Raw genomic sequence first — 14,015 nt, forward strand, 5'->3', positions numbered from 1 at the left:
GAGTTCGAAAACCGGTCCAGGTTCTAGGTAGAAGTAACTTCCTGGCGCCGCTCGGCGCGCTCGCGCACCCGCCGCGCCGCGGCGGCCACGTCCCCCGCGGTGACCGCGGTCATGCAGCGGTGGTCGGTCGGGCATTCCCGCAAGAGGCACGGCGCACAGTCGGTATCTTTCCTGACCACCACGCTGTTGTCGGAGAAGGGATAGGTCGTCCGGTGATCGGTCGAGCCGAAGATCGCCACCAGGGGGACGTGAAAGGCGGCCGCGATGTGCATCGGCCCCGAGTCGTTGCTGATGAAGAAGTTGCAGCGGGCGATCAGCGCCATCAGCTCGCGCAGGGTGGTGGTCCCCGCGACGTTGAGGCATTTCCCGCCGAGATCCTTCTCGATGGCACCGGCTATCTCCGCCTCGGAGGGGCCGCCCAGCACCAGGATCTTGGCGTTCCACTCCTTTGCCAGGGTGGCCGCGGCTTCGGCGAAACGGTCGGGATACCAGCGCTTGGCGGAGCCGTAGGCGGCACCGGGATTGACCCCGATGAGAAAGTCGCCGGGTGCGATGCCTGCCGCGGCGAGCCTCTCCGCCGCCGCTGCCCGCTCTTCGTCGCTGACGCAGAGGAGCTGCCGGTTGACGCTCCCCACGATCCCGAAATACTCGAGCATCCGGAGGTAGTTCTCCGTGTGGTGCAACTCGCTCCCGAGCGGTCGGTGATCGAAGCCGTGGGTGAGGAGGAATCCCCTGCCGTCGCTCTTGTTGCCCATCCGCCGAGGGATCCGCGCCAGCCAGGCGATCAGCGCGGCGTCGAAGGCGCTCTGAAGGAGGATGGCCAGGTCGAAGCGGTGGGAACGGAGCTCGGCCGCCATCTTCAGCTTCCCGGCAAAACCGGCGTGGCGCCCCTTCTTGTCGTAGACGAGCACCTCGTCCACCCACTCGTGCGCGGAAAAGAGACCGGCCACCTGCGGGGTGGCCAGCACCGTTATCCGGGCCTTCGGGAAGCTCTCGCGGATGGCCAGCAGGGCCGGGGTGTTCATTACGGCGTCGCCGATCCAGTTGGTGACCCGGACCAGGATCCGATTGATCTTTGCGTGCTCTACTGTTCTTTTCACGGCCGCTCTTTTTCCGCCTCGCCCGGGAGCAGGACCGGGATCCCCTCCCGCACCGCAAACCGCAGCGAACAGGCAGGGCAGCAAAGGTGGCCGTCACCTTCGGCAAGGGCACCGTGACAGTTCGGGCAGGCAAGTATGTCTCGTAAGGCTTTGGGTATTGCCATTGTTGTTCCAGTTGTTCAGCGGGGGGCACTGGCTTGAGAGAGAAGCCTATTGACAGGAAACTCCCATGAAAAACGCCACAGCGGCCGGATTACACATATCGGCGCATTCTGCCACAGTTGCACCGCTTTATTAAAGCAGTTTTTTCACTGCCTGATCCAGCGGCGACCAGTCGTCGCTCGTCAAATCGAGCTGTGCAACCAGCACGGGAGCCAATGAGGTGGCATGATCCGCGAGCTTGATAGCGTCCTTCTCGGTGGTGATGAGTACCGAGGAGCGGGAGGCGTCTTTGAGCCGCTTGATGGCAGCCAGCTCCTCCTCGCCGTAGGATGTGTGATCGGGGAAGGAAAGGGCAGCGATGAGGCGCACACCGCAGGATTCCAGGAGGTCGAAGAAGGCGGCGGGATCGGCGATCCCCGAGAAGGCGGTCACCCGGTTACCCTGCAGCGACGCGAACTCCACCCGCTCGCCCCCCTCGAGGGGAACCATGCCGGTGAGGGTGTGATCGGTCCAGATCTTCGGCCGGTCCGGAAAGAGGTCGGGACGAAGGTCTCCGCAGCGGGTGTAGACCACCAGGTCCGCGCGGCGGCAGGCACCCTTCCCTTCCCTTAAGAAACCGGCGGGAAGCGTGTGGCCGTCGGCAAAGGGCTTGGCCGCGTCGACAAGGAGCAGGTTCAGGTCACGCTTGAGCCGCAGATGCTGAAAACCGTCGTCCAGGATGAAGACGTCGGGGTTGAGCTCCTTCATGGCCAGCTGACCGGCCCGGTAGCGGTTGGAGCCGATCACCACCATGAGCCCCGGCACCTTCCTCGCCAACTGGCACGGCTCGTCCCCCGCCTCTTCCGGTGTAGCGAGAAGGCGCTTGCCGTCCGAGACGATCCTGACCGTCCCCTCGGCCGAACCGCCGTACCCGCGGGAAAGCACCGCCACCCGCAGCCCCTTCCCGATAAGCATCGATGCGAGGTGGGCGGTCATCGGGGTCTTGCCAGCCCCCCCCAGGGTGACGTTGCCGACCGAGATCACGGGACGGGGAAGCCGGTAGGAGCGCAGAAGCCCGGTGCGGTAGGCGAGGGCCCGCGCGGAGAGGATGGCTCCGTACGGATGGGCGGCGAGTCGCAGAGCAGCCAGCAGCAGGCGGTCTTTAGCCCCCTTGCGCTCTCCCGCGACGAGTTCTTTGAAATAGGTAGCGAGATCAGCCACGGGTCCTCCCTTGTGCGGCTTCGCTGGCCGTCCGCTCGTTCAGACAGCGGTCGACGGCCGCGAGGTGGCGGTCGGTGGCGCCCGAGTTGTCCTGGAGGATCTTCAACCCCTGCCCCCCGATGGTTTGCCTGAGCTCGGCGTCCCGGGCGAGCGTCACCACCTGTTCGGAGAGCGCGTTGCCGTCGGCGACCTTGAGGGCGGCGCCGTAGGAAAGAAAGCCGGCGGCTATCTCGCGGAAGTTCTCCATGTGGGGACCGAACAGCACGGGAACGCCGCAGGAAGCGGGCTCCAGCGGGTTGTGCCCCCCGGTGGGGACCAGGCTCCCCCCCATGAAGACCAGGTCGGAGAGGGAGAAGATCTTCATCAGTTCGCCGACCGTGTCGAGCAGGAGGATCTCGCCGGGACGGGCGGCCGGCACGCCGGTGACGAGGGAGCTGCGTAACCGGAAGGAGAGCCCCCGCTTGCGGATCAGTTCCGCTACCGACGCTGCCCGTTCGGGATGCCGCGGGACCAGCACCAGGAAGTTATCCCCTCCTGCGGCCAAAAGCGCCTGGTAGGCGTCGAGGACCAGCTCCTCCTCGCCCGGGTGCGTGCTCGCGCCGGTGAAGACGAAGGCCTCGGGGGGAACCCGGTATTCCGCCTTGAGGGCGGCCGACTGCGCGGCGGAAATTTCCCGCAGGGGGATCTCGTACTTGAGGTTACCGGCGACCGACACCTTCCCGGCGGGAGCGCCGATGGCGATGATGCGGCTGGCATCTTGGGCGGTCTGCATGCAGAGGGCGGAGAATGTGCGGAGGACGGGAGCGAAGAACCAGGAAAGGCGCTGGTAACGTCCGAAGGAGCGGTCGGAGATGCGGCCGTTGGCGAGCACCACCGGGATGCCGAGGCGGGCGGCGTGGTGGTTGAAGTTCGGCCAGATCTCGGTCTCCATGATGACCACCAGCCGGGGTTTGAGGCGCTCGAGCATGGTGGCAACCGCGAAGGGATAGTCGAAGGGGAAGTAGATGCAGAGGTCGGGGACCCCGCTCTTGAGGGCGACGGAGCGGCCGGTCTCGGTGCCGTTGGAAAGCACCACCCGCTTGCCGGGGTAGCGGGCCTTGAGCGCCTTCAAAAGGGGAAGGACGGCGATGGTCTCCCCCACCGATACCGCATGGACCAGGAGGACCTCGGCGCCGCGGACCCGGTCGAGATCGGAAGCGGGAATGAAGCCGAACCTTTCGGCGAAGGCCATTCTCCTCCCGCGGCTGACCGAGCGGTAGGCGTGGTAAAGGGCGATGACCGGCAGCAGCAGCCAGAGGAGCAGGTTGTAGAAGAAACGGATCATCCGGTTGAACCCTTTGCCTTTTTCAGCCCTCGCCCCTCCCCTTGTACAGGCATCCCCCGCCTTGCAGGGGAGCGGGTACCCGAAGAGCGGGTGAGGGAGTCTTTACGAGAGGAGAAGGATGGAGGCTTGGCCGTCCCTTAGTCAGCCGAAGCTTCCCCGGCCGCCAGATCCGCCGAGCCCGACGGCACCGGCACGGCATCCTCATCCATTCCCAGCAGGTGGTAGAGCGCGACCCCGGTCAGGTAGACGATCCCTCCCGCCCACAGGACGTCGCTCGGGAAATGCCCCCCCTGCGCCATGCGCGCCACCCCCATGAAGAGGCCGTACCCGATCCCTCCCGCCAGGGCCAGCCGGGCCTTGGCGGGCGAGCGGCGCCGCAGAAGGAAGTAGGGAAACATCAGGTAGAATGCCGCCGAGGAGTGGCCTGAGGGAAACGAGTGCCCGGTGCCGGATTCGCCCCGTTCCCAAACCTGGTGATAGGAAGCCATCTCTTTGCCGTTGAAGATCTGCAGCTGGGTCGGCCGCGGTCTCCCCCAGTGGTCCTTGAAGACCGTGTTGACCAAAAGGCCCGGTCCGATGACCAGCAGGAGCACCACGAAGAGTGCCCGCTTTCTATAGAGGGCGAGGTTGGCCTTGAGGTAGCCTCCCGCCAGAATCGCCAGCGCCACCCCCGCGCAGATGTAGGCGGGGGCGACCCCGTGCCGGTACAGGAAGCGCCACGGGTTGAGGTCCTTCCCGATCCAGACCCCGTTCCGATAGAAACTGCTCTCGATGCGTATGTCGAGACCGGTGATCGCGATGAGGGCCGTGCCGATCACCAGCAACGCCACCGGCACCAGGAAATCCTGCAGCTTTGCCCTACTCACTGGCCGCCTCCCTGCCCTGCGTCTGCGGCATCCGTTCGGGTGCCCGTTTCCATTTCTTGTGAATCCAGTACCACTGCGACGGATGCTCCACCACGTAGCGCGCGATGAAGCCGTGCAGGCCGCTGACGTCCTCGTAGGCAGCCTGCTCGGGGTCGGGATTTTCCGAGGGGCGATACTCGGGGCTTATGGTTATGATATGGGTGTCTCCCTCCCGGTGGATGAAGGCGGGGAGCATCGGCGTGCCGGCCTTGCGCCCGATGAGGACGGCGATCCGTCCCGCCCAGGCCGGGCGGCCGAGGAACTCGATCAGCACCCCTTCGTCGGGAGTCACCGCCTGGTCGATCAAAAGCCCCACCACTCCCTGTTTCTTGAAGAGGGAGAACATCCCGCGGATGGCCCCCTCCTTGTAGATGATCCCGTTGCCGTAGGTCTTGCGGATCCTTTCCAGCACCGCGTTCAGGTGCCGGTTGTCCTGGCGCCTGGCCACCACCGACGCCTCGTGGTAACGGGTGCCGAAGGCGAGCGCGAAGAGCTCCCAGTTGCCGGAATGGGCGGTGATGAAGACCACCCCTTTCCCCTTCTTCATCGCCTCGTGGTAGTGCTCGATCCCGCGGAACTGCACCGCGTCGATCAGGTCGCGCCCGCGGCCGTGATAGATCCGGCAGTTCTCGACCACGCTGCGGCCGAGGTTCTCGAAGGTCTCGCGGGCGATCTCCTCCGGGGTCCCCCCCGCCCAGCCGGGCTGACGCTCCAGGTAGGGGAGCGCCTTCTCGATGTTGTCGATGGCGATTTCGCGCCTTCTCTTGAGGATCCGGTAGAAGAACCTCCCGAGCCCGCGCCCGAACCCCATGGCGTACCGGTGCGGGATGCGCGATACGGCCCAGGAGATGGAGAGAAATAGCGCTGTTTCCAGGTACCAGCGGATCTCTTTCACGACGCGTCCCCCACCGTGCTAGGCCCGGAATTGCATGCCGTGCAGACGGCTGTAGAGACCGTCGCTCTCGAGCAGGGAGTGGTGGTCGCCGATCTCGGCGATGGTCCCGTTGTCCAGCACGACGATGCGGTCGGCGTGGGTGATGGTGGAGAGGCGATGGGCGATCACGAAGGTGGTGCGGTTTTCCATCAGGTTGTTGAGGGCAGCCTGCACCATCTGCTCGCTTTCGGTGTCGAGCGCGCTGGTCGCCTCGTCCAGGATCAGGATGGGGGCGTCCTTGAGGATGGCGCGCGCGATGCAGACCCGCTGGCGCTGGCCGCCGGATAGACGCACGCCGCGGTCGCCGATCGATGTCTCATATCCTTGGGGAAGCTGCATGATGAAGTCGTGGGCGAACGCCGCCCGGGCCGCCTTCTCCACCGCCTCGTCGCTCGCATGCTCGTTGCCGTAGCGGATGTTGTTGGCGATGGTGTCGTTGAAGAGAATGGTCTCCTGATCCACCAGGGCTACCTGATTCATGAGGCTCTTCAGGGTCACCGTCCTGATGTCGTGCCCGTCCACCAGCACGGCACCTTCGGTGGGATCGTAGAAGCGGGTGATGAGCGACACCAGCGTGGTCTTGCCGCCGCCGGAGGGGCCGACCAGCGCCACCACCTCTCCCTTGTTGGCCTTGAGGTTGATGTCGCGCAGCACCCAGTCGTTCTCGTAGCGGAAGGAGAGCTTGCGGAACTCCACTTCGCCGCTCGCCCGCCCGAGGTCGACGGCTCCGGGGGCATCGGCGATCTCCGGGACTTCGTCGATGATCTCGAAGACCCGCTCCGCGGCACCCAGCGCGCGCTGCATGACGTTGAAGGAGTTTATGAGGCTCTTGACCGGGCGGTAGACCAGGATCATACCGGTCAGGAACGAGAAGAACTCGGAGGCGGTCATCTCGCCGTGCATGACGCTGCTTCCGCCCACCCAGATGACGGCCGCCACCCCGAAGGAGGAGATGAACTCGGTCAGCGGCCCCGAGGTCCCCTCGTACCTCATGCTCTTACGCATGAAGTAGTAGAACTCGCGATTGGACTCCTTGAACTGCTCGAGCTTCCTGTTCTCCAGGCCGAAGGCCTTGATCACCTTGATGCCGGAGAAGGTCTCCTGCAGGATGGCCGCCAGATCGCCCATCTTCCCCTGCCCCTGGCGCGCCATGTTCTTCATGAGCTTGCCGAGCCGGGAGGCGGGGTAGACGGTCAGCGGAATGACCAGGAAGGTGATGAGGGCGAGCTTCCAGTTGCGGTAGAAGACGATGCCGAGCAGGGCCACCGCCGAGAAACCGTCGCGGAAGAGGCCGGTGATGATGCTCCCCACCCCGTCCTGCATCAGGTTGACGTCGGTCATGACGCGGGACATGAGCGACCCGGTCGGGTGGCGATGGAAGAAGCCGATACTCAGGCGGAGGTTCTTCCGGTAGATGTCGTTCCTGACATCCTGGACGGCAAGTTGCCCTGCGGTCCGGATGAAGTAGTCGTTGGTGAAACGGCAGATCCCGCGGATGGCGTACAGGATCACCACCCCGATGGGAAGCAGCACGAAGATCTGCCGGTCCTGACCGGAGAAGATCCTTTTGAGGACCGGCTCCACCAGGTAGGTAATGGCACCGTCGATGCCTCCGACGCCGACGGAACCGATGGCGGCCAGAATGATCCGCCACAGGTACGGGCGGCAATATTCAACCAGACGAGCGAACTTCCCCATATATCTTTAGCTTCCTTGTTTGTGTTCCAACATGTTGAAGGCGACCCGGGCCAGCCGGTCCAGGGCGCCGCCGCTGCCGAGTTTCACCCTTACGTCGGCGAGTTCGCCGCGCATCGTCTCCGCGTAGGCGCGGTCGTCCAGGATCCTCTCGATCTCCCCCGCGATGACGGGAGGTTCCGCCTCGTGCTGGATCAGCTCCCGGACGATCCGTTTCCCGGAGATGATGTTGCAAAGCCCAATGTGGTCCACCTTGATGACCCGCTTTCCGATCTCGTAGCTCAACGGGGCCACCTTGTAGATCAGCACCATCGGAATCCCCACCAGGGCGAGCTCGAGAGTGACCGTGCCTGAGACCGCGATGGCGGCGTCGCAGGCGCTCATGACCTCGTGATTCCTCCCCGATACCACCGCGACCGGGAAACCGGCCGCAGCCAGGTAGGGGGCGAGGTCCTCGCTGCGCAGGGAGGAGGCGAGCGGAAGCACGAACTGGAGATCGGGGCGGCGCTCCTTCAGGAGGGCGGCCGACTGGAGGACGGTGGGGAGGAGTTTCTTGATGACCGAGCGGCGGCTTCCCGGGAAGAGCCCGATGGTGGTGCGCCCCGCGTCGAGCCCGAGGGCGCTCCGCGCCGCTCCCCGCCCCGCCGCCGGCGCGACCATGTCCAGAAGCGGGTGCCCTACGAAGGAGACCGGGACGTTGGCCCTCTCGTAGAAGGGGACCTCGAAAGGGAAAAGGACGGCCATCATGTCGACCACCTTGCCGATCCCCTTGACCCGGCCGCTTCTCCAGGCCCAGACGGTGGGGCTCACGAAGTGGAGCACCTTGACGCCGGCCCGCTTGGCCACCTTGGCGAGCCGCAGGTTGAAATCGGGATAGTCGATGAAGATGACGAGCTTCGGGCGTTCGGTGAGGATCCTGCGCTCCAGGATCTTGAACCCCCTGACGATGGTGGGAAGGTGCCCGACCACCTCGACGAGCCCCATGACAGCCATCGTGTTGGCGTCCACCAGGGTCTCCACCCCTACGCGGCGCATGCCGTCGCCCCCCATGCCGGAGAAACGAAGCGAAGGGTCGAGAGCGCGCAGGCGCTCCACCAGGATGGCGCCGTACATGTCGCCCGAAGCCTCGCCGGCTACCACCATCACTGTCCGAGCAGTTTCCAAAAAAGCGTTACCTTTGCCCGCTCCGGGCTCATAAGAATAATCTTAAAAACTAACCGGCGTGTTAAAGCAGATCGAGGCCAAAGCCGGGGCGGGAAGTTCCCGCCGCCGGACCTTAGCCTCATTGTCGATGCCGAATAGCTGCTATCTTTCCAACCCCAGCCAACCGCTACCGCCCGGGTATCCCCCGCTTGGCGTTCTCGATGAAGGAGATGAAGTTCACCACCTCCGGCAGTTGCGGAACCTCGTTCTTCATCCGTTCCACCGCCTCGTTGAGCTTAAGCCCGGAGAAGGTCAGGATCCGGTAGGCCTTTTTCAGGCCGGAGACCGTCTCCTCGGAGAAGCCCCGCCTTTTCAGGCCGATCAGGTTCAGGCCGCGCAGGGAGTTCTCCCTCCCCTCACCGGTCACGATGGTGTACGGCGGGATGTCGTTAGCAACCATGGTGCCACCGCCGATCATGACGCTCTCCCCGACCGTGCAGAACTGGTGGATCGCACAGAGCCCACCCAATATGGCGTAGTCCTGGACGGTGACGTGCCCGGCCAGGGTGGCCGAGTTGGCCATCACCACGTGGGAGCCGATGTGGCAGTCGTGGGCCACGTGGCAGTAGGCCATGAAGAGGTTGCCGTCGCCTACCGTGGTCTCGCCGTCGCCGGTGACCGTCCCCAGGTGCAGGGTGGCGAACTCGCGGATGGTGTTGCCGTTGCCGATCTTCAGATAGGTCTCCTCCCCCTTGTACTTCAGGTCCTGGGGAACGGCTCCCACCGAGGCCATCTGGAAGATGGTGTTGTTCTCGCCGATCTCGGTCCACCCTTCGATGACGGCGTGGGGACCGACCTTGGTCCCCCTCCCGATCTTCACGTTGGGACCGATCACGGCGTAGGGGCCGATTTCGGCGTCGTCGGCGATCTGGGCGCCCGGATACACGATTGCAGTGCTGTGGATCATACAGTTGTTCTCCCGCCCTGGCCTATTTGTCGGCCAGGGTAGCCTTGAGCTCGGCCTCGGTGACCAGGGTATCGCCCACGTAGGTCTTCCCTGCCACGCTCCAGATACCGCGCTTGTTAAAGATGGTCTCGACCTCGATCCTCAGGGTGTCGCCCGGCTTGACCGGCTTGCGGAAACGGGCGTTGTCGATGGCCATGAAGTAGCTCACCTTCTCGCTGGCGCCATCGCCGGAGGCGAGGTAGGCCATGATGGCGGCCACCTGGGCCATGGCCTCGATGATCAGCACCCCCGGCATGACCGGGTGCCCCGGGAAGTGCCCCTGGAAAAAGGGCTCGTTCATGGTGACGTTCTTGATCGCCACGCACCGCTTCCCAGCCTCCAGTTCGAGGACCTTGTCCACCATCAGGAACGGGTAACGGTGCGGCAGGATCTCCATTATTTGGACTGTATCGAGCATGCCGACTCCTAGATGTAGTTTCGCGCCGAGGCCCGTCAGGTCCGGCGCGCTATCAATTAATTGAAGGTTGGGGGGGAAGGCTACTCCTCCCCCTCCGCCGGTGCGCTCCCCGTGAGGGCCGCTACCATCTTCTCCAGTTCGGCGATCCGCTTCTCCAGCGAGTTGACGGTCTTCCTGAACTCGGGAAGCTTCGGCACCAGCCCGGAGACCCGCAGCCACTCGCGGTGCGGGATGGCCGGGATGCCGCTCATGATCTGCCCGGCATCGATGGAGTTATGAACCCCGGACTTGGCGGCGACCATGGCGTTGTCGCCGATCTTGATATGACCGGCCACCCCGACCTGCCCCCCCATGGTGACGTGATTCCCCACCTTGGTGCTCCCGGAGATGCCGACCTGGGAGACGATCATGCAGTTCTCGCCGATGATGCAGTTGTGGCCGATCTGCACGAGGTTGTCGATCTTGGTCCCCTTGCCGATGCGGGTCACTTCGAGGGCGGCCCGGTCGATCACCGTGTTGGAGCCGATCTCGACGTCGTCTTCGATGACCACGATGCCAATCTGGGGGATCTTGTACCAGGATTCGCCGTCCGGCGCGTAGCCGAAGCCGTCGCTCCCGATCACCGTTCCGTCGTGGATGATGACGCGGTCCCCGATCCGGCAGCGCTCGCGCACGCTTACGTTGGCACGGATGGTGACGTCGTTTCCGACGGTGACTCCGGGGTAGAGCACCACGCCAGGGTAGAGGGTGACTCGGTCGCCGATGGTGACCCCGGGGGCGACGCAGGCGCCCGGATAGATGGTCACCCCTTCGCCCATCTTGACCCCGTCCGCCACGAAAGCGCCAGGAAGAACCCCGAGCGGTACGGCGGGAGCAGTGTAGAAGAGGGTGAGGAGCTTGGCGAAGGCGAGGTACGGGTTGGGATGGAAGATGGCGTTATGGCCGTGGGCATTCCCCCCGGCCGGGAGGAGAACCGCCGACGCCTTGGTGGTGGCCACCTTGGCCGCGTATTTCGGATTGGCCAGGAAGGTCAGCTGCCCCTCCCCGGCGTCGTCCAAAGTCGCCAGCCCGCCGATCTGGGTCCCGGGGTCGCCGGAAACGGTCCCCCCGAGGTACTGGGCGATCTCTGCGAGAGACTTTTTCATGCTACTTCTTTCTGGAGGCGTTGAAGGACTTCAACACTTCGTCGGTGAGGTCGGCGGAAGGATCGAGGTAGATGACGGTCTCGCTCCTGACCAGGATGGCGGTGTAGCCGTGGGAGCGGCCGTATTCCTGGGCCACCTTCACGATCTCGTCCACGATCCTGCTGGTGAACTCGTCGTTTTTCCCCTGGAGGTCTTCCTGGGCGTCCTTCAGGAAGCGCTGGTACTCCTTGAGGCGCTGCTGGTAGTCGCGCTCCTTGGCGCTTCTGGCGGACTCGTTGAGAACGATACCCTGGCTTTCCAGCTCGCCCTTGAGCTTCTTGAGCTCGGCTTCCTTGGCGGTCTTGTCGGCCTCGTACTTGGCAGCCTTCTGGCTAAGCTGCTCCTTGGCCTCCTTCCCCGCGTCCGACATCAAAAGGACCTTCTGGATGTCGACGGTCCCGATCTTGGAACCTTCGGCAGCCAGGGAGGTGAGGGGAAGTGCGAGTAACAGCAGTAATGCGAAAATCAGACGTTTCATGACCTGCTCCTTGCTGGGGTATTAGAACATAGTTCCGATGGAAAATTCCAGCTTTCCGCTGGCACTGTCGATTCCTGAACGCGGGTTGATCGGGATGCCGTACTCGAGCCTCAAGGGCCCGATCGGTGAGAACCAGCGGACACCCGCGCCGTAGCTGGTGAGGACCTTGCTGAAGGTGTCCTTGAAGGTGTCCTGCGAGTTGCCGGCATCGAAGAAGACGACCGCCTTGAGCCCGGCCTCTTTGAGGAGCGGGAAGGTCCACTCGAGGTTGGCCACCGCCTCGACGTTGCCGCCCAGGTAGACGAAGTCCTGGCCGGTGGTCCCGACCCCGAGGCCGTCCGTGAGGGAGACCGCGGTCACCTGCCTGGTCGTGCAGACCGTGCGGGAGGCATAGCCGCGCAGGGAGTTGATCCCGCCCAGGTAGAACTTCTCGTCGATCGGCACCTCTTTCGAGGTGTAGGTCTGGATGTAACCGAGCGACGCCCTCACCGAGGCCACCGTCGACCACCCGGTCGGCATGAAGAGGGTGTGGTCGGTGATGTAGCGGATGAAGTGGTTGGTCCCGCCGATACCGGCAAACTCCACGGAGAGGGAGTCCATCATCCCCGAGGAGGGATCGATGCGGTAGTCGGTGGTGTTCCGGTTGATGCTCGCCGTGATGGAGCTCGTGGTGGTATGGGTGTCCGGCGGGAGCACCGAGCCGGCGTGGATACTCTCCAAAAGCGCCTGGGACTCGTCCAGGATCTCCTTCTCCTCGTACTTGTAGATCCAGAAGGTCCCCATGTTGTCGGAGATCGGGTAGCCGGCCTTGATGTCGCCGCCGGTGGCCCGCCTCGTGTAGTCGACGTACTGGCGCTCGTTGCGGTAGACGTCGGCGCCGACGTTCCACTTGCTGTCCAGGAAGTAGGGGTCGGTCAGGCCGAGGTTGTAGGTCTTGGACTTGGAACCGAAGGCCACCGAGGCGGTCGCCTTGAGCCCGAGGCCGAGCCAGTTGGCCTGCTGCACGGAGCCCTGGCCGATGACGCCGTCGAGCGAGCTGTAGCCGGCGCCGACGCTGAAGGTCCCGGTCGGTTTTTCCTTCACGTCCACGTTGATGTCGAGCTTGTCGGGGGCGGACCCCTTGGCGGTAACCAGGTTGGCCTCTTCGAAGTAGCCGGTGTTCATCAGGTTCTGCTTGCTCCGCTTGAGACCGGTGGCGCTGTAGAGCTCGCCCTCGTCCACCCGTATCTCGCGGCGGACCACCTTGTCGCGGGTCTTGGTGTTTCCGGCGATGTTCACGTGGTCGATGTGGACGAGGTGCCCCTTCTCCATGTCGAAGGTGATGTCCATGGTCTTGGTATCGGGATGGACGCTCGTGAGCGGGGAGGCGTTTGCGAAGGCGTACCCCTTGTCGGCGTAGAAGTCGGTCAGGGCGATGACGTCGTTTCGCAGCGCGCTCCGGCTGAAGATCTCGCCGCTTTTCTCCTTGAGCTTCTTCATCAGCTGGTCGGCACTCTCCAGGAGCTCCCCCTTGACGCCGAGGGTGCCGATCTTGTACTGATCGCCCTCGGTGATGCCGATAAAGACCTTGAGCCCCTTCTTGTCCGGCATGAGCTCGACCTTGGGCTCGCCCACCTTGACGTTGATGTAGCCGTTGTTCATGTAGAGGTCGGCGATCAGCGCCTGGTCGTTTTTGAGCACCTCTTCCTTGTAGGTACCGGCCCCGGTCAGCCAGGAGAGCCACCACTTCTCGCCGGTCTCCATGGTTTTCTTGAGCTTACGGTCCGCGAAGGCATGGTTGCCGTCGAAGACGATCTGCTGGATGAGGACCTTCTCCCCCTCCTTGATCTTTACCAGGACGTCGAGCTCAGTGTCGGAGCGCTTGGTGGTGGTGATCTCCACGTCGGCGAGGTAGTACCCCTCGTCGGTGTAGAGCTTCTTCACCTTCTTGACGCTCTTTTGCAGCTCCTTGTAGGAGTAGATGGCGTTCGGCTTGATCTCGAGGGCGCCCTTGACCTTGTCGACCGAAAGCTCCTTGGCCCCCTCGACCTTGATGTCGCGGACGATGGGCTTTTCCTGCACCACGTACTCGAGCGCGAGCCCCCCCGGTACCGTCTCCACCTGGGCGGTGACGTCGCGGAAGTAGCCGAGCTTGTAGACGGCCCGCACGTCGGCGTCCACCTTGTCGCGGTCGAGCTGGTCGCCGGGCTGGACCCGTACCGCCTGCATGATGGCGGGGATCTCGATCCGGCGGTTACCCTTGATCTTCACCGACTTGATGAGGGCGCTTTCCGCAGCCAGTTCCGTGGCCGGCGCGCTGGACGCCGCTTGGGGGGCGGCCGGAGCCGGGGCCTGGTTGGAGGCGGGAGTGGCAGGCACGGAGGAACCGGCGGCCTGGGCGGCGGACGGCTTGTCCGCCTCGGCCCACGAAGTGGCCGCAGAGGCCAGCACGGTTACGGCGAGCATGGCTGAAGAGATTGTACGGAG

General features: G+C 64.2%; 13 protein-coding genes. All 13 read right to left on the minus strand.

Annotated features, from left to right (window positions below; translation table 11 throughout):
* Positions 1-23: 23 nt before the first annotated feature.
* Positions 24-1,100 (minus strand): lipopolysaccharide heptosyltransferase II, encoded by a 1,077-nt coding sequence (waaF, locus tag L4X63_RS14545; protein WP_250679370.1) that lies wholly within the window; start codon positions 1,098-1,100, stop codon positions 24-26.
* The gene (locus L4X63_RS14550) at positions 1,097-1,264 is read right to left on the minus strand and encodes a Trm112 family protein (protein ID WP_250679371.1); all 168 of its coding nucleotides are present in this window, start codon (positions 1,262-1,264) and stop codon (positions 1,097-1,099) included. Before L4X63_RS14550 ends, waaF begins: the two co-directional genes overlap by 4 nt.
* A 130-nt stretch (positions 1,265-1,394) precedes the next feature.
* Positions 1,395-2,462, minus strand: a complete 1,068-nt coding sequence (lpxK, locus tag L4X63_RS14555) for a tetraacyldisaccharide 4'-kinase (RefSeq protein ID WP_250679372.1) — start codon at positions 2,460-2,462, stop codon at positions 1,395-1,397.
* Positions 2,455-3,786, minus strand: coding sequence for a 3-deoxy-D-manno-octulosonic acid transferase (locus L4X63_RS14560; RefSeq protein WP_250679373.1), 1,332 nt, complete (start codon positions 3,784-3,786; stop codon positions 2,455-2,457). The genes lpxK and L4X63_RS14560 overlap by 8 nt, the downstream gene beginning before the upstream one ends.
* 137 nt (positions 3,787-3,923) lie before the next feature.
* Positions 3,924-4,652, minus strand: a complete 729-nt coding sequence (locus tag L4X63_RS14565) for a phosphatase PAP2 family protein (protein WP_350339192.1) — start codon at positions 4,650-4,652, stop codon at positions 3,924-3,926.
* Positions 4,645-5,586: a lysophospholipid acyltransferase family protein gene (locus L4X63_RS14570; RefSeq protein WP_250679374.1), complete on the minus strand. Its 942-nt coding sequence runs from the start codon at positions 5,584-5,586 to the stop codon at positions 4,645-4,647. The genes L4X63_RS14565 and L4X63_RS14570 overlap by 8 nt, the downstream gene beginning before the upstream one ends.
* A gap of 18 nt (positions 5,587-5,604) precedes the next feature.
* Positions 5,605-7,323: a lipid A export permease/ATP-binding protein MsbA gene (gene msbA / locus L4X63_RS14575; RefSeq protein WP_250679375.1), complete on the minus strand. Its 1,719-nt coding sequence runs from the start codon at positions 7,321-7,323 to the stop codon at positions 5,605-5,607.
* Positions 7,324-7,329: 6 nt separating this feature from the next.
* A complete protein-coding gene (gene lpxB, locus L4X63_RS14580; RefSeq protein WP_250679376.1) occupies positions 7,330-8,463 on the minus strand; it encodes a lipid-A-disaccharide synthase in 1,134 nt (377 codons plus the stop codon).
* Between the two features lie 187 nt (positions 8,464-8,650).
* Positions 8,651-9,430, minus strand: a complete 780-nt coding sequence (lpxA, locus tag L4X63_RS14585) for an acyl-ACP--UDP-N-acetylglucosamine O-acyltransferase (protein WP_250679377.1) — start codon at positions 9,428-9,430, stop codon at positions 8,651-8,653.
* Between the two features lie 22 nt (positions 9,431-9,452).
* Positions 9,453-9,887, minus strand: coding sequence for a 3-hydroxyacyl-ACP dehydratase FabZ (gene fabZ, locus L4X63_RS14590; RefSeq protein WP_250679378.1), 435 nt, complete (start codon positions 9,885-9,887; stop codon positions 9,453-9,455).
* A gap of 80 nt (positions 9,888-9,967) precedes the next feature.
* Positions 9,968-11,032 carry a UDP-3-O-(3-hydroxymyristoyl)glucosamine N-acyltransferase gene (gene lpxD, locus L4X63_RS14595; RefSeq protein WP_250679379.1) on the minus strand — a complete coding sequence of 355 codons (1,065 nt, stop codon included), beginning with the start codon at positions 11,030-11,032 and terminating at the stop codon, positions 9,968-9,970.
* 1 nt (position 11,033) lies between these two features.
* Complete coding sequence (locus tag L4X63_RS14600; protein WP_250679380.1) at positions 11,034-11,549, minus strand: OmpH/Skp family outer membrane protein; 516 nt, start codon at positions 11,547-11,549, stop codon at positions 11,034-11,036.
* A 21-nt stretch (positions 11,550-11,570) separates the two neighbouring features.
* Positions 11,571-13,994, minus strand: a complete 2,424-nt coding sequence (gene bamA / locus L4X63_RS14605) for an outer membrane protein assembly factor BamA (RefSeq protein ID WP_250679381.1) — start codon at positions 13,992-13,994, stop codon at positions 11,571-11,573.
* Positions 13,995-14,015: the final 21 nt, after the last annotated feature.

It is taken from the genome of Geomonas sp. Red32, assembly GCF_023652955.1.
Lineage (GTDB): Bacteria > Desulfobacterota > Desulfuromonadia > Geobacterales > Geobacteraceae > Geomonas.

Excerpts from the sequence above, each read along its gene's own strand:
- L4X63_RS14550 (WP_250679371.1), bottom strand. The coding sequence starts at position 1,264 with ATGGCAATACCCAAAGCCTTACGAGACATACTTGCCTGCCCGAACTGT.
- L4X63_RS14560 (WP_250679373.1), bottom strand. The coding sequence starts at position 3,786 with ATGATCCGTTTCTTCTACAACCTGCTCCTCTGGCTGCTGCTGCCGGTC.
- msbA (WP_250679375.1), bottom strand. The coding sequence starts at position 7,323 with ATGGGGAAGTTCGCTCGTCTGGTTGAATATTGCCGCCCGTACCTGTGG.
- lpxB (WP_250679376.1), bottom strand. The coding sequence starts at position 8,463 with ATGGTGGTAGCCGGCGAGGCTTCGGGCGACATGTACGGCGCCATCCTG.
- lpxA (WP_250679377.1), bottom strand. The coding sequence starts at position 9,430 with ATGATCCACAGCACTGCAATCGTGTATCCGGGCGCCCAGATCGCCGAC.
- fabZ (WP_250679378.1), bottom strand. The coding sequence starts at position 9,887 with ATGCTCGATACAGTCCAAATAATGGAGATCCTGCCGCACCGTTACCCG.
- lpxD (WP_250679379.1), bottom strand. The coding sequence starts at position 11,032 with ATGAAAAAGTCTCTCGCAGAGATCGCCCAGTACCTCGGGGGGACCGTT.
- L4X63_RS14600 (WP_250679380.1), bottom strand. The coding sequence starts at position 11,549 with ATGAAACGTCTGATTTTCGCATTACTGCTGTTACTCGCACTTCCCCTC.
- bamA (WP_250679381.1), bottom strand. The coding sequence starts at position 13,994 with ATGCTCGCCGTAACCGTGCTGGCCTCTGCGGCCACTTCGTGGGCCGAG.